Origin of the sequence: Barnesiella viscericola DSM 18177 (genome assembly GCF_000512915.1) — a bacterium.
GTDB classification, from domain to species: domain Bacteria; phylum Bacteroidota; class Bacteroidia; order Bacteroidales; family Barnesiellaceae; genus Barnesiella; species Barnesiella viscericola.
On record NZ_CP007034.1, the window covers coordinates 3,003,155 to 3,018,840 of the forward strand.

General features: G+C 52.8%; 10 protein-coding genes. All 10 read left to right on the forward strand.

All coding sequences use genetic code 11. The annotated features are described in order from the left end of the window. The first annotated feature begins 178 nt into the window (after positions 1 to 178). Entirely contained in the window at positions 179 to 1,540 is a 1,362-nt protein-coding gene (gene tig, locus BARVI_RS12530; RefSeq protein ID WP_025279527.1) for a trigger factor, read from the forward strand. A gap of 241 nt (positions 1,541 to 1,781) precedes the next feature. Further along, the gene (clpP, locus tag BARVI_RS12535; RefSeq protein WP_025279528.1) at positions 1,782 to 2,459 is read left to right on the forward strand and encodes an ATP-dependent Clp endopeptidase proteolytic subunit ClpP; all 678 of its coding nucleotides are present in this window, start codon (positions 1,782 to 1,784) and stop codon (positions 2,457 to 2,459) included. Positions 2,460 to 2,462: 3 nt separating this feature from the next. Continuing rightward, positions 2,463 to 3,692 carry an ATP-dependent Clp protease ATP-binding subunit ClpX gene (clpX, locus tag BARVI_RS12540; protein ID WP_025279529.1) on the forward strand — a complete coding sequence of 410 codons (1,230 nt, stop codon included), beginning with the start codon at positions 2,463 to 2,465 and terminating at the stop codon, positions 3,690 to 3,692. A gap of 100 nt (positions 3,693 to 3,792) precedes the next feature. After that, the gene (gene recQ, locus BARVI_RS12545; RefSeq protein ID WP_025279530.1) at positions 3,793 to 5,973 is read left to right on the forward strand and encodes a DNA helicase RecQ; all 2,181 of its coding nucleotides are present in this window, start codon (positions 3,793 to 3,795) and stop codon (positions 5,971 to 5,973) included. A gap of 246 nt (positions 5,974 to 6,219) precedes the next feature. Next, complete coding sequence (gene guaB, locus BARVI_RS12550; RefSeq protein WP_025279531.1) at positions 6,220 to 7,692, forward strand: IMP dehydrogenase; 1,473 nt, start codon at positions 6,220 to 6,222, stop codon at positions 7,690 to 7,692. A 151-nt stretch (positions 7,693 to 7,843) separates the two neighbouring features. Then, positions 7,844 to 9,784 carry a peptidylprolyl isomerase gene (locus BARVI_RS12555; protein ID WP_025279532.1) on the forward strand — a complete coding sequence of 647 codons (1,941 nt, stop codon included), beginning with the start codon at positions 7,844 to 7,846 and terminating at the stop codon, positions 9,782 to 9,784. Positions 9,785 to 9,839: 55 nt separating this feature from the next. After that, positions 9,840 to 10,730: a peptidylprolyl isomerase gene (locus BARVI_RS12560; protein WP_025279533.1), complete on the forward strand. Its 891-nt coding sequence runs from the start codon at positions 9,840 to 9,842 to the stop codon at positions 10,728 to 10,730. Positions 10,731 to 10,742: 12 nt separating this feature from the next. Next, positions 10,743 to 12,110: a peptidylprolyl isomerase gene (locus BARVI_RS12565; protein ID WP_025279534.1), complete on the forward strand. Its 1,368-nt coding sequence runs from the start codon at positions 10,743 to 10,745 to the stop codon at positions 12,108 to 12,110. Positions 12,111 to 12,206: 96 nt separating this feature from the next. Continuing rightward, complete coding sequence (locus tag BARVI_RS12570; protein WP_051401132.1) at positions 12,207 to 13,751, forward strand: OstA-like protein; 1,545 nt, start codon at positions 12,207 to 12,209, stop codon at positions 13,749 to 13,751. Between the two features lie 23 nt (positions 13,752 to 13,774). Further along, entirely contained in the window at positions 13,775 to 15,676 is a 1,902-nt protein-coding gene (gene mutL, locus BARVI_RS12575) for a DNA mismatch repair endonuclease MutL (RefSeq protein WP_025279536.1), read from the forward strand. The last annotated feature ends 10 nt before the right edge of the window (positions 15,677 to 15,686 follow it).

Genomic DNA, 15,686 nt, shown 5'->3' on the forward strand with positions numbered 1-15,686 from the left:
TTCCTCCCATCGGGCGGTTGGAAAGGTGAGGACAACCGGCCTGCAATAAGAAAAATTTTAATAATAATTTGATTATCGAAAGATAAGCACTAATTTTGCGCTCTCAAAATTTGCACGCTTTTTGCAGGGAATAGAGAGTAACGAGTAAAAACATAAATAATTTATAAAATAGATAAGAATGAACGTTTCACATCAAAACACCGACAACCTGAACGCCGTGATTTCGATTGAAATAACGAAAGCCGATTATCAGGACAAAGTTGATAAATCTCTTCGCGCTTACGGGCAGAAAGCCAATATCCCCGGTTTCAGAAAGGGAAAAGTACCGTTCAGCATCCTCACGAAGATGTTTGGAAAATCGGTTCGGGTAGAAGAGATAAACCGTTTGGTTTCAGAAGCTCTGTACAATTATATCCGCGACAACAAGCTCAATATCCTGGGCGAGCCGATGACGGCCGAAGACATGACGGTCGACCTCGATGCACAAGACGATTTCACCTTCCGTTTTGATGTAGCCCTGGCTCCCGAATTGGACGTGAAAGTCGACAAAAAAATCAAGGTTCCCTACTACACGATTACCGTTGACGACGACATGGTAAAACGTCAGAACGAAGCCTTCCTGTCGCGCTTTGGCAAACAGGTTTCGGTCGACGAGTCGACCGACGAGCGCGACCTCATCAAGGGTTCGATGGTCGAGCTTGCCAGTGACGGCACTCCTCTCGAAGGCGGCATCACGGTAGAGAGCACGATTGTTTCGCCCAACTACTTCAAGAGCGACGACGAGAAAGCCAAATTCGCCGGCGTGAAGAAGGGCGACAAGGTGGTGTTCAACCCCTCGAAGAGCTGCAACGCCTCGGTAGCCGAGCTCGCTTCGATGCTCAATACCGACAAGGAGAAAGCTGCCAATGTGACAGCCGACTTTGAGATGACAGTGACAGATATTACACACCTGCAACCGGCCGAGTTGAACCAGGAGCTGTTCGACAACGTGTTCGGCAAAGACGTTGTAAAGAGCGAGGAGGAGTATTTCGCCAAATTGCGCGAGATGATTGCCCGTCAGTTGGTTCCCGAAAGCGACTACAAGTTCTCGATCGACGCCCGTGCTGCTATCGAAAAAGCCGTAGGCGATTTCGAGTTACCCGACGCATTCCTCAAACGCTGGTTGCTGGCTACCGACAAGGAGCGTAAGGCCGAGACCATCGACGACGATTACTCTCGCATGGTGCCCGACTTGAAATGGCAGCTGATCAAGGAGCAAATCGTAAAACAGTTCGATATTCATGTCGACGACAACGATTTGAAAGCTCTGGCCAAACGGGTAGCTGCCAGCCAGTTCGCCCAATACGGCATGACCGGTGTGCCCGACGACGTACTCGAACGCTATGGCAACGAGATGCTGTCGAGCAAAGAGACCCGTTCGCGTCTCATCAACCAGGCTACCGAGCAAAAGATTCAAACCGCTATCAAGGAGTCGGTAACCCTCAACCACAAAGAGGTATCGATGGAGAAATTCCAGAAACTGTTTGAAACAGCCGAATAAAAAAGAGTTTGATATAAACCTTTTCAGAAGCCCCGGAACCTCTCGTTTTCGGGGCTTTTTGTCGCAGTGAGCTCCGCCCGGCAAGGGTGGTGGGGCAGGGGCTGCGCACGATATATTATTTTTTGTGAAAGATAAAGATAAAAAAGTAGGCCGCCTCCCGATTTTATTTGGGGCATAACTGTTTTTATTTATATCTTTGACTGAAAATAGGGATTGAAAACAATTAAAAAAGAAGTATATGATGACAAACGATTTTAGAAATTATGCGGTAAAGCATTTAGGAATGAATGGCCTTGCGCTGGATCAGTATGCACAGATTACCAGCAGCTACCTCTCTCCCACGATTATGGAAGAGCGCCAACTGAATGTGACACAGATGGACGTCTTCTCGCGTCTGATGATGGACCGTATAATCTTTTTAGGAACGCCGATCGACGATTATACGGCCAACGTCATAGAGGCACAGTTGCTCTATCTCGACTCGGCCGACCCCGGTAAAGACATCTCTATCTATTTCAACACCCCGGGTGGGTCGGTCTACGCCGGCTTGGGCATCTACGATACCATGCAGTTCATCAGCTGCGACGTGTCGACCATCTGCACCGGTATGGCCGCCTCGATGGGAGCCGTGCTGCTGGTAGCCGGTACCAAGGGCAAACGCTTTGCGCTGAAACATTCGCGGGTGATGATACACCAGCCGATGGGCGGTGCACAAGGTCAGGCCTCCGATATTGAGATTACGGCCCGTGAGATACAGAAATTGAAGAAAGAACTCTATACGATTATCGCCGACCACTCGGGAAATCCTTACGAACGGGTAGAGAAAGACTCCGACCGCGACTACTGGATGACCGCCGCCGAAGCCAAGGAATATGGCATGATCGACGAGGTGTTGGTGAAATCACAGAAAACCATTTAAATCATGGCGAAAAGCGAAAAATGTAGTTTCTGCGGACGAGGTGCGAACGAGGTACGGCTCCTGATGCCGGGCCGCGACGGCTGTATCTGCGACGAGTGCGCCGAACAGGCCTACCTCCTCTCCGAAGAGTATCTGCACAAGAAGAGAAAAAAGAATCCCAAGTGGGCCATCTCCCGGGAGGAGTTGCCCAAGCCCGACCAGATAAAAGCCTTCCTTGACGAGTATGTCATCGGGCAGGACGATGCCAAGCGTTACCTGGCTGTATCGGTCTACAACCACTACAAGCGCATCATGCAGGCCTCCGACGACAGTGACGACGTGGAAATTGAAAAGTCGAACATCATCATGGTGGGCCCCACGGGTACCGGCAAGACCTTGCTGGCCAAGACGATTGCCCGTTTGCTCAAAGTGCCCTTCACCATTGTCGACGCCACCGTGCTCACCGAGGCCGGCTATGTGGGCGAGGATATCGAGAGCATTCTCACCCGTCTGCTTCAAGTGGCCGACTATGACGTCGAGGCTGCCGAGCGCGGCATCGTGTTTATCGACGAAATCGACAAGATAGCCCGCAAGAGCGACAACCCCTCGATTACCCGCGACGTGAGCGGCGAGGGCGTGCAGCAGGGATTATTGAAACTGCTCGAAGGTTCGATTGTGAACGTACCGCCCCAAGGCGGTCGCAAGCACCCCGAGCAGAAGATGATTGCGGTGAACACCAAGAACATACTCTACATCTGCGGTGGAGCCTTCGACGGCATCGAACGCAAGATAGCCATGCGGCTCAACACCCATGTGGTAGGTTACAACGGCGGAGGCAGCAACAGCCGGGTCGACCGCGACAATCTGTTGCAATACATCGCCCCGCAAGACTTGAAGGCCTATGGGCTTATCCCCGAAATCATCGGCCGTCTGCCCATACTCACCTACTTGCAGCCCCTCGACCGGGAGGCGTTGCGCCGCATTCTGGTCGAGCCCAAGAACTCGATTATCAAGCAGTATGTCAAGCTGTTCGAGATGGACGGCGTGAAGCTCACCTTCGACGACGACATGCTCGACTATGTGGTCGACAAGGCCATCGAGTTCAAACTGGGAGCCCGCGGATTGCGTTCGATTGTCGAGACGGTGATGATGGACGCCATGTATGAGACCCCTTCGTCGAACAAGAAGAAACTGCATATCACACGCAGCTATGCAGAAAAAAAATTGGAGAAAGCAAAACTATTGGCCGTATAAAAAACAGCAGGAAAAAATTTGGTAATTACGCAGAGTTGTTTATAAATTTGTTAGACCGATAAGAGTATCGGCCAAACAATAACGAGAAAGAGAGAACCGTATGGCAAAAGAAGTAAATTTGACTGAGGAACTGAAAAAGAATTTCGGATTCGATACCTTCAAAGGAAATCAGGAAGCGATTATCAAGAATTTACTCGCCGGGAAAGATACGTTTGTATTGATGCCTACCGGAGGGGGTAAATCGCTTTGTTATCAACTCCCGTCCCTGATTCTCGACGGGACGGCCGTCGTGATTTCGCCTTTGATTGCCTTGATGAAGAACCAGGTCGATGCCATGCGGAATTTCAGTGCCGAGGACGGTGTGGCTCATTTTATAAACTCCTCGCTCAACAAAGCGGCAATCGATCAGGTGAAAAGCGATATATTGTCGGGAAAAACCAAATTGCTGTATGTAGCCCCCGAGTCGTTGACCAAGGAAGAGAATATCGATTTCCTGCGTCAGGTAAACATCTCGTTCTATGCCGTGGACGAGGCGCACTGTATCTCGGAGTGGGGACACGATTTTCGCCCCGAGTACCGTCGCATACGTCCTATTATCAACGAGATAGGAGTAAGGCCGGTTATCGCCCTCACGGCAACCGCCACCCCCAAGGTGCAGCACGATATCCAGAAAAACCTGGGCATGCTCGACGCTACGGTCTTCAAGTCGTCGTTCAACCGTCCCAACCTCTACTACGAGGTGCGACCCAAGACCGCGAATATCGACAAGGACATCATCAAATACATCAAGTCGCAGGAGGGCAAGTCGGGCATCATCTACTGCCTCAGCCGCAAGAAGGTGGAAGAGCTGGCCGAACTGTTGCAGGTCAACGGCATACGGGCGTTGCCCTACCATGCCGGCATGGACTCGGCCACCCGCACGCAGAACCAGGACGCATTCCTGCTCGAGAAAATCGATGTCATCGTCGCCACGATAGCCTTTGGCATGGGAATCGACAAACCCGATGTGCGTTACGTCATACACTACGACATACCCAAGAGCCTTGAAGGCTACTACCAGGAGACGGGACGTGCCGGACGAGACGGAGGAGAAGGCCAATGTATAACTTTTTATATCAATAAAGATTTGCAGAAACTCGAAAAGTTCATGCAGGGAAAACCCATCGCCGAGCAGGAGATCGGGAAGCAGTTGCTGCTCGAGACGGCAGCCTATGCCGAGTCGTCGCTCTGCCGGCGCAAGATTCTGTTGCACTACTTTGGCGAGGAGTATGAAGAAGATAATTGTGGAAATTGTGATAATTGCCTAAATCCTAAAAAACAAGTGGAAGCAAAAGATCAACTCTGTGCGGTTCTTGAAACGATCATTGCACTGAAAGAGAAATTTAAAGCCGAATATGTGATCGATGTCTTGATGGGGAAGGAGACCAGCCAGGTACTTTCCTATCAGCACGAAGACCTCGAAGTCTTCGGCAGCGGACAGGGCGAAGACGAGCGCACGTGGAACGCCGTGATTCGCCAGGCATTGATTGCCGGCTATATCGATAAGGATATTGAAAACTACGGATTGTTGAAGGTGACCAAAGCCGGGCACGCATTCCTGAAAAATCCGGTATCGTTCAAGATTGTGAAGGATGTCGATTTTGAGGAGATGGAAGAAGAGGTGCCCATGAAGGGTGGGGCCGCCTGTGCAGTCGATCCCGAGCTTTACGTCATACTCAAAGACCTCCGCAAGAAGATAGCCAAGCGGCTCGAACTGCCCCCCTACGTCATCTTCCAGGACCCGTCGCTCGAAGCCATGGCCACCACCTATCCCATCACCCTCGAAGAGTTGCAGAATATTCCGGGTGTGGGTGCCGGTAAAGCCAAACGCTACGGCGAGGAGTTTATCAAGGTCATCAAGGCCCATGTCGAGGAGAACGAAATCGAACGGCCCGAAGACTTGCGGGTGCGCACCGTAGCCAACAAGTCGAAGTTGAAAGTATCGATAATCCAGGCCATCGACCGCAAGATAGCCCTCGACGAACTGGCCGAGTCGAAAGGACTGGAATTCAGCGAACTGCTCGACGAGATTGAAGCCATCGTCTACTCGGGTACCAAGATAAACATTGACTATTTCCTGCGCGAGATTATGGACGACGAGCACATCGACGACATCTTCAACTATTTCAAGGAGAGCGAGAGCGACGACCTCGAAGCCGCCATCGAAGAGTTCGGTATGGAATACAGCGAGGAGGAGATACGGTTGATTCGCATCAAGTTCCTCTCCGAAATGGGAAATTAAACGACAATCGATTCAAATAGGGACGGGGCTATCCGAGGAGGGGTAGCCCCGCTTTTTTATTCGCTCACAGTCGGGTCGCAGGGGCGTCGGGGCAGACCGGTTTCATTAGGACAACCAGAGTTCGATTGACTCGTGCGATACCCGAGGCAGGCAGCAATAAATAATTAAAAAATCTCCGAAACGGAATAGGATAGCTTGCAAAAAAATTTTATCTTTGCATGCAATAAAATTCTAATGAATCTCATTATGTCATTTGTTGCAGAAAAAGTGGTGATGGACGGATTAACGTTTGACGATGTTTTGTTAATCCCCGCTTACTCCGAAGTCCTTCCGCGTGAAGTCGAGCTATCGACACAGTTTTCACGAAATATCCGATTAAATATTCCTTTGGTTTCGGCCGCCATGGATACGGTTACCGAAGCCGAGTTGGCAATCGCCATTGCCCGCGAAGGCGGTATTGGTGTTATTCACAAAAACATGACTATCGAGGCTCAGGCCCGGCAGGTACATGCCGTGAAGCGTGCCGAGAACGGTATGATTTACGACCCGGTTACCATCAAGTGCGGCTCGACGGTGCGCGAAGCGCTGGCCATGATGAGCGAGTATCACATCGGTGGTATTCCCGTAGTCAATGAGGACAAGATATTGGTAGGCATCGTGACCAATCGCGACTTGCGGTTTGAGCGCGATCTCGACCGACTTATCGACGAGGTGATGACCAAGGACCACTTGGTGACGACCTCGCAGTCGACCGACCTGCAACAGGCTGCCGACATTCTGCAAAAGCACAAAATCGAGAAGTTGCCCGTAGTCGACAAGGAGGGCCACTTGATAGGCTTGGTGACTTACAAGGATATTACCAAAGCCAAGGACAAACCGTTTGCCTGCAAGGACAAGTTGGGCCGTCTGCGGGTGGCTGCGGGCGTAGGTGTCACGGTCGACTCGATGACACGTGTCGACGCTCTGGTCGAGGCTGGTGCCGATGCCATCGTGATTGATACGGCTCACGGCCATACCAAAGGTGTAGTGGGCGTGCTGAAAGATATCAAAGCCAAATATCCCGATATAGACGTAGTGGTAGGTAACATCGCTACCGGCGAGGCTGCCCGCTATCTGGTCGATGCCGGAGCCGACGGCGTAAAGGTAGGTATTGGCCCGGGTTCCATCTGTACGACCCGTGTCATTGCCGGTGTGGGTGTGCCCCAGTTGTCGGCCGTGTACGATGTGGCCAAGGCGTTGAAAGGTACGGGTGTGCCCCTGATTGCCGACGGTGGCATTCGCTATTCGGGCGATATTGTCAAGGCCCTCGCAGCCGGAGCCTACTCGGTGATGCTGGGTGGTATGCTGGCCGGTGTCGAGGAGTCGCCGGGCGAGACCATCATCTTCAACGGACGTAAATACAAGTCTTACCGCGGTATGGGTTCGCTCGAAGCCATGGAGAAAGGGTCGAAGGATCGTTACTTCCAGGCCAACGAAACCGATACGAAGAAACTGGTGCCCGAGGGTATTGCCGCCCGTGTGCCCTTCAAGGGCTCGCTCTACGAGGTGGTTTACCAGATGGTAGGCGGTTTGCGTGCCGGTATGGGCTATTGTGGAGCCAAAGATATTGAGGCCCTGCATAATGCCAAGTTTACCCGCATTACCAATGCCGGAGTCGCCGAGAGTCACCCCCACGATGTGACCATCACTAGCGAGGCTCCCAATTACAGTCGGGGATAACGGGACGAAGAAATAATTTTTTGAAAAATGATACACTATTTTATCGGTCGCCATATAATTTTTTGAGGGTAGAATCGTTAAAATAGTGTATTATTTTTTGGATCATGTGGGACTGTTGTAGTCTCCATAAAAAACTAACGCATATAACACAATGAAAAACAAATGGCTTGTAACGGCTTTACTGGCCGGTAATGCTTGGGCGTGGCTTTTGGCTGCCGATGTCGACCCGGTTATTATGAGAGTGAACAACAAGGATATTCACAAATCGGAGTTTGAATACATCTACAACAAGAACAGCCAGCAGCAGATTGACCAAAAGTCACTCGACGAATACGTTACGCTGTTTAAGAACTATAAACTCAAAGTGGCTGAGGCCGAGGCTTTGGGTATCGACACGACCGAAGCGTTCAAGAAAGAGTTGGCCGGATACCGCGAGGAGTTGGCCAAACCTTACCTGATCGATGCCTCGGTCGACGACCGGTTGGCGCGTGAGGCTTATGACCGCATGAAGGAAGATGTAGAGGTAAGCCACATACTCATCGGTCTCCATGCCCGCACCCCTCAGGAGCGTGCGGCTGCCAAACAGAAGGCCGATTCGATATTGAACTGCATCAAGGCCGGTGAGGATTTCGGCACACTGGCCGAGAAATACAGCGAGGACGGTTCACGTCAGAACAAGGGCTATTTGGGCTTCATCAGAGGCGGACGTACTGTCTATCCGTTTGAAAAGGCCGCATTTGCCCTGCAACCCGGTCAGGTATCCGACGTGGTGGAGTCGCAGTTTGGCTACCACATCATCAAGGTGCACAGCCGTCGTCCCGACCCGGGAGAGTTCCTCTTTGCCCACATCATGGTCTTGGTACCGCGTAATGCTTCGGACGAAGTGAAGGCTCAGAAAGAGGCTGATGCTCGTGCCATTTATGAGGAGTTGAAAGCCGGGGCCGATTTTGCTACGTTGGCCAAAGAGCGTTCGGACGATAAAGGTACGGCCGTGCGGGGTGGCGAATTGCCCTGGGTGAGCTGTGGACAGTTTGTCAAGGAGTTTGAAGATGCTGCTTTTGCCCTGAAAAACAAAGGCGACATCACCGAACCCGTGTTGTCGCCCTACGGTTGGCACATCATCAAGTTGCTCGACAAGCGCGACATCAAGCCCTTTGAGCAGATGCGTCCCGACATCGTGCGCATGATGGCTCGCGACGAACGTGGCGGCATGGCTCGCGCTGCCATGGTGACGAAGCTGAAAGGCGAATACGGTTTCTCACTGGACGAGGCCCAACAGGATAAACTGGTGAAACTGGCCCAGGCAATGGGTAAGGTCGATTCGGCCTACATTGCAGCCATTCAAACCGATCAAAGCCCGTTGTTCTCATTCCAGAATCACACCTATACCGTAGCCGACTTTGCCGGATTCCTGCCCAAGGGCCGCACGGTATCGGTCAATGCTCCCGACTATGTGACTTCGATGGTCGGTGTTATGGCCGACAAGGAGATACTGGACTACGAAAAGAGCCGGTTGGAAGAGAAATACCCCGATTTCCGCAACCTCATGAACGAATATCGCGACGGCATGCTGCTGTTCGAAGTCAGCAACCGCGAGGTGTGGGAAAAGGCTTCGCAGGATACCCAGGGCTTGCAGAAATATTTCAAGAAAAACCGCAAGAAATACAAATGGGATAAACCTCATTACAAAGGATTCGTGCTTCAATGCGATGACGACACGACCGCTACGGCCGTCAAGAAACGCATGAAGAAACTCGATGCCGACTCGGTCATCGTGGTACTCACGCGCGAGTTCAACACCGACTCGCTCACCCGGGTGAAAATCGAACGCGGCCTTTTTGTCGAGGGCGAGAATCCCTGGGTAGACCAACTGGTATTCAAAGGCGCTCCCGCCAAGGTCGACGAGAAATTGCCGGTTGTCTTCGTGTCGGGCAAACTGTTGAAGAAATATCCCGAGTCCTATACCGACGTGCGCGGACAGGTAACGGCCGATTATCAGACCTACCTCGAAAAAGTCTGGGTCGAGAATCTGAATAAAAAGTACCCGGTAGAAATAAATGAAGATGTTCTAAAAACCGTTAACAAGCAATAGAAAGTAGTTATTTAGTCGTATTTTAGCGAATATTTAACTCGACAGAGATATAAGAATGTTCACAAGACCGGTACTTGTATGGATTGTCCTGTTTTCGGCATGCCTTTTCACGGCGTGCCGAAATGGGTTACAGGGAGGCGGAGAGGCGTTGGTGCAGGTGGGCGACAAGACCTTGTCGCGTCAGGAGCTGCTCGACGCCATGCCCGAGGGGCTCTCGCCGGCCGACAGTGCCGAGTTTGCCGACAAGTACATACGCAGTTGGATTGACGACGAACTGCTCTACCGGGTGGCACAGAAAAACATTCCCGACATGGAGCGTATCGATGCGCTGGTCGAGAAATACAAGCGCGACCTGGTCATCTTCGAGTACCGCAAGCGGCTGCTCAGCGAGCGGGTGGACAAGGAGTTCGACGAGCAGGAGTTGGCCGACTATTACGAGAAGAACTCCGACAAGTTCCGGTTGCGCGAAGCCATTCTCAAAGGCCTTTTTGTGAAAGTTCCCGAGACGGCCCCCAACATTGCACAACTGAAAAAGTGGTACTGCTCGACCAAACCCGACGGGGTGGAGAAAATCGAAAAGTATGCCTTGAAAAATGTGGTTATCTACGACTATTTCTACGACCGGTGGATTCCCTTTGAAGAGGTTGTGAACAATATCCCCTACGAGTTTGGCAAGCCCGAAACCTTTTTGAAGACACACCCCAAACTCGAATTCAACAAAAACGGGTATTGGTATTTGCTGAATATTACCGAGTACCGTGTGGCGGGCGAGGTCATGCCTTACGATTTTGCCAAGCCGCAGATTCAGGAGATTCTCGCCAACAGCAGCCGCCTCGCCTTCAATCGCGAGTTGGAAGAGAGTCTCTATAACGACGCCGAGAAATCGGGCGAGATAAAGTGGCTGTACAAGCAGGACGACCCTGAAAAAAATGACAGTATAAAATAATGTTTTTGAAATATGCGTAAACTTACTGATTGGCTTTTGGTTTTCTTCGTGGCAGTAGCCGTGGCTCTGCCGGTTTTTGCCGATGACGACGACAACGTTATCGACGAGGTCGTATGGGTAGTGGGCGACGAAGCCATCTACAAGTCGGAGGTCGAAGAGCAGTATCGCCAGATGCAATATGACGGGCAGCGTATCGACGGTGACCCCTATTGTGTGATTCCCGAGCAGCTGGCCGTACAGAAACTCTTCCTGCACCAAGCCAAACTCGATACGATTACGGTGCCCGACGCCACGGTCTTCCAGCAGGTCGAGGCCCGTATCAATTACCTCATTGCCAATATCGGCTCGAAAGAGAAGATGGAGGAGTATTTCAAAAAACCGGTTACCGAGATTCGGGAAGAGCTGGCCAGTCTCATTCGCGACCAGGGAACCGTGCAGGAGGTACAGCGCACGCTGGTGAAGGATCTCAAAATCACACCGGCCGAGGTGCGTAAGTTCTACAACCAGTTGCCGGTCGACAGTATTCCCTACATACCTATGCAGGTCGAGGTGCAGATCATAACCCTCAACCCCAAGGTGCCGCAACAGGAGATTGACAACGTGAAGGCTCGTTTGCGCGATTTCAGCGAACAAGTCAACAAGGGTGAACGTGATTTCTCGACACTGGCCGTGCTCTACTCCGAGGATAGAGGTTCGGCCATGATGGGCGGAGAGTTGGGTTTCATGAGCAAGAGCAGTCTGGTTCCCGAGTTTGCCAATGTCGCCTTCAACCTGAACGACCCCAAGAAGGTGTCGAAAATTGTCGAGACCGAGTATGGATACCACATCATACAGCTTATCGAGAAGCGGGGCGACCGCATCAACGTGCGTCACATTCTGTTGCGTCCCCATGTCTCCGAAAAGGATATATCCGATGCGCTGGTACGTCTCGATTCCCTGCGCACCGACCTGGTGGACAAGAAGTTTACCTTCGACGAGGTAACTCAATATGTGTCGCAGGACAAGGATACGCGCAACAACAAGGGGTTGATGGTAAACCCGCAGACGGGCAATCCCCGGTTTGAGATGGGGCAGCTCCCTCAGGACGTGGCCAAAGTGGTGGCCGACATGCAGGTGGGCGATATTTCGAAACCTTTTGTGATGACCGACGAACGTAAGAACAAGGAGGTGGTGGCTATCGTGAAGTTAAAAAACCGTATCGAAGGACACAAAGCCAACATGTCGGACGACTATCAGACCCTCAAAACTATTGTGGAGGAGCGGAAACGGACAGAGATTCTGAACGACTGGCTGGCCAAGAAGCAGAGCGAAACCTATATCCGCATCAAGGAGGGCTGGCGAAACTGCGAGTTCAAATATGACGGTTGGATTAAGCAATAAGAGAGGCCTATGGGGCATCGTAGAGATATAAAAAACAGCAATAAAGGTAAGAGGCATGGAACCCTGACAGGCGTTCTGTGCCTGCTTGCTGTTGGTATGTGGGCGGCAACGGTCACTCCCCAAAAGGATTTGCCCAAACGCGACGACCCCAACAAAGTCTACCTGCTGAACAGCGACGAGCTCACCTTCGACAAGGAGCAGAGTGCCGACTATCGGGTGCTGCGGGGCAATGTGGTGTTCCGCAAGGACAGCATGTACATGTATTGCGACAGCGCCTATTTTTATGAGAAGGACAACTCGCTCGACGCCTTCGGCAACGTGCACATGGAGCAGGGCGACACTCTCTTCATCTATGGCGACGTGCTCTATTACAACGGCAACGAGCAGATAGCCCGGTTGCGCGAGAACGTGCGCATGGAAAACCGCGACGTCACCCTCTTCACCGACAGCCTCAACTACGAGATGATACCCAACATCGGGTACTATTTCGACGGTGGAAAACTCGTCGATTCGCAAAACGAACTTTCGTCGGTTTACGGGCAATATTCGCCCGACACGAAGCAGGCTCTGTTTAACTTCGACGTGCAGCTGGTCAACGAGAAATATACCCTCTACTCCGACACGCTCGAATACAATACTCAGACCAAGATTGCCGATATTGTGGGGCCCTCGACCATCGTGTCGGACAGCAACGTCATCTACTCCACAGCCGGCTGGTATAATACCGAGACCGACAAGTCGATGCTCTTGAAACGCTCGCTGGTCACCTCGAAGGGACAGAGCCTCACGGGCGATACGATATACTACGACCGGGCTTCGGGCTTCGGCGAAGTGTTTGGCAACATGGTGCTCAACGATTCGGTACGTTCCATCATCATGGAGGGGCAGTATGGCTTCTACAACGAGCGCACGGAGTACTCGTTTGCCACCGATTCGGCCCGGGTGCTCGAATTTTCGCGGGGCGATACCCTCTATCTGCACGCCGATACGTTGAAGTCGCATTTGATTCTGCCCGATTCCACCCGGCTGCTGCAAGCCTACCATGGCGTGCGGTTTTTCCGGGTCGACGCCCAGGGCGTGTGCGATTCGATGGAATTCACCTCGGCCGATTCGTTGCTCCACATGTACAAGCTCCCCATCATCTGGAACGAGAACTACCAGATAACCGGCGACACGATACGCATACACATGAACGACAGTTCGGTCGACTGGGCCTATATTCCGGCGGCCGCTTTTGCCACCCAGCACAAGGATTCGGTTTTCTTCGACCAGGTGTCGGGGAAGACGTTGAAGGCGTGGTTCAATCAAGGGCAGTTGCGTCAGGTCGATGTGAGCGGCAATGCCCAGTCCATATTCTACCCGCAGGAGCGCGACTCCACGCTCACCGGGCTTAACAAGGCCGAGAGTGGTTTCCTCACCATGTATCTGAAAGACCAGAAGATGGAGAAGATTATCATCTGGCCTCAGCCGCAGGGCAGCCTCACCCCCATGGAGCAGGTGAAGCCCGATCAGCTCTATCTGCCGGCCTACAAATGGTACAGCGAGTTGAGGCCGACCGGTCCCGACGACATTTTCCGCAAACCCGAGGTGAAGGTCGAGGTGGTCGAGGAGGATAAGAAGAAACACCGGTTCGGCCGGTAGTAAAGCGAGAAAGAGGAGGTATTATGAGCGATATAATCCATTTGTTGCCCGACTCGGTGGCCAATCAGATTGCGGCAGGCGAAGTGATACAGCGCCCGGCTTCGGTAATCAAGGAGCTGGTTGAGAATGCTGTCGATGCCGGGGCCACCACGATTCAGATTGTGCTGAAAGATGCCGGGCGCACCCTTATCCAGGTTATTGACAATGGCAAGGGCATGTCGCCGACCGATGCCCGGCTGGCGTTCGAGCGCCACTCGACCTCCAAGATTCGTTCGGCCGAGGATCTCTTTACCCTGCACACCATGGGGTTCCGGGGCGAGGCCTTGGCCTCTATCGCAGCGATTGCCCAGGTTGAGCTGCGCACCCGCCGCAGCGAAGACGAGGTGGGTACCTGTGTGCGCATGTCGGCTTCACACTGCGAGGGGCAAGAGTCCATATCGACGCCCGTGGGCAGCAACTTTGCCGTGAAGAATATCTTTTTCAACGTACCGGCTCGCCGAAAATTTCTCAAATCGAATCAGGTGGAGCTGAGTAATATTCTGGGCGAGTTTGAACGCATGGCGCTCATCAACACGCAGGTGGCCTTTACGCTCACCCACAACGATACCGAACTGTTCAATCTGCCGGCCTCTAACTTGCGTCAGCGCATCGTAGCCCTCTTCGGGAAGAGCCTCAACCAGCAGCTGCTGGCGCTCGACACCGAGACCTCGCTGGTCAAGATTTCGGGTTATGTGGGGCGGCCCGAGTCGGCCCGCAAGAGGGGAGCCCTGCAATACTTCTTTGTCAACGGCCGCTACATGCGTCACCCCTATTTTCACAAGGCGGTGACCATCTGCTACGAGCATCTGGTGCCGGTGGGCGAGATGCCCAACTACTTTATCAACCTCACGGTCGAGCCCGAGACCATCGACGTGAATATCCACCCCACGAAGTCCGAAATCAAGTTCGAGAACGAACAGCCCATCTGGCAGATTCTCTCGGCCTCGGTCAAGGAGGCTCTGGGCAAATACAGTGCGGCGCCCACCATCGATTTTGACATGGACGATGCCCCCGAGATACCCATCTCGAAACCGGGAGCGCACGTGGCACCCCCGACGGTACAGGTCGACAAGTCGTACAATCCGTTCCGCCCGGGTGGCGGTGGGGGAGGTGCGGCCGCCAAGCGCCCCCAGTATGACTGGCAACAGCTGTACAGCAGCTTCAACAATTCGTCGCGCGAGGAGGAGCCTTTGCGTCCCGATGCGGGCGAGGAGGTGCCGTCGAAAGCCGATTTCTCGGGCGATTATGTTTCGAAACTCTCTGACGATACTCCGGGTGAGAACAATACGATTTTCCCCGAGTTTGAGTCGAAACTGAACCAAAGCGGACGACCCGTGTTACAGTTGAAGGGACGATATATCACCGTGCCGACTCCCGACGGACTGATGGTGGTCGACCAGCACCGGGCGCATGGTGTGGTTCTGTTCGAGCGCTTTATGGCCGGTATCTCGTCGCGCGAGATGGCCTCGCAGCGCATTCTCTTTCCCGAGATGATGCAACTCACCGTGTCGCAGGCTGCCGTGCTGCGTTCGATTTGGAGCGAGTTGACCGCCTTGGGATTCGACTTGGCCGACATGGGGCAGAACAGTTATTCGGTTAATGCCGTGCCGGCCGGAGTCGAGGGTGTCGATGCCTGTGACCTGATTGGGCAGATGATTGCCACCGCCTCGGAGAAGGAGCACGATGCGAAGGCTTCGTTGCAGCAACGCATTGCCTGGACCCTGGCCGAGGCCGCCGCCGTGCCGGTGGGGCAGACCCTCTCGAAGGAGGAGATGTCGACTCTCGTCGACGACCTGCTGGCTCTCAAAACACCGGCTTATACGCCTTCGGGGAAGAGTGTCTTTGTCGTCATCTCGTATGACGAGTTGCAGAAACGTTTCAATTAAAATCGAGTAT

Excerpts from the sequence above, each read along its gene's own strand:
- clpP (WP_025279528.1), top strand. The coding sequence starts at position 1,782 with ATGACAAACGATTTTAGAAATTATGCGGTAAAGCATTTAGGAATGAAT.
- BARVI_RS12560 (WP_025279533.1), top strand. The coding sequence starts at position 9,840 with ATGTTCACAAGACCGGTACTTGTATGGATTGTCCTGTTTTCGGCATGC.
- mutL (WP_025279536.1), top strand. The coding sequence starts at position 13,775 with ATGAGCGATATAATCCATTTGTTGCCCGACTCGGTGGCCAATCAGATT.
- BARVI_RS12565 (WP_025279534.1), top strand. The coding sequence starts at position 10,743 with ATGCGTAAACTTACTGATTGGCTTTTGGTTTTCTTCGTGGCAGTAGCC.
- recQ (WP_025279530.1), top strand. The coding sequence starts at position 3,793 with ATGGCAAAAGAAGTAAATTTGACTGAGGAACTGAAAAAGAATTTCGGA.
- guaB (WP_025279531.1), top strand. The coding sequence starts at position 6,220 with ATGTCATTTGTTGCAGAAAAAGTGGTGATGGACGGATTAACGTTTGAC.
- BARVI_RS12555 (WP_025279532.1), top strand. The coding sequence starts at position 7,844 with ATGAAAAACAAATGGCTTGTAACGGCTTTACTGGCCGGTAATGCTTGG.
- BARVI_RS12570 (WP_051401132.1), top strand. The coding sequence starts at position 12,207 with ATGTGGGCGGCAACGGTCACTCCCCAAAAGGATTTGCCCAAACGCGAC.
- tig (WP_025279527.1), top strand. The coding sequence starts at position 179 with ATGAACGTTTCACATCAAAACACCGACAACCTGAACGCCGTGATTTCG.
- clpX (WP_025279529.1), top strand. The coding sequence starts at position 2,463 with ATGGCGAAAAGCGAAAAATGTAGTTTCTGCGGACGAGGTGCGAACGAG.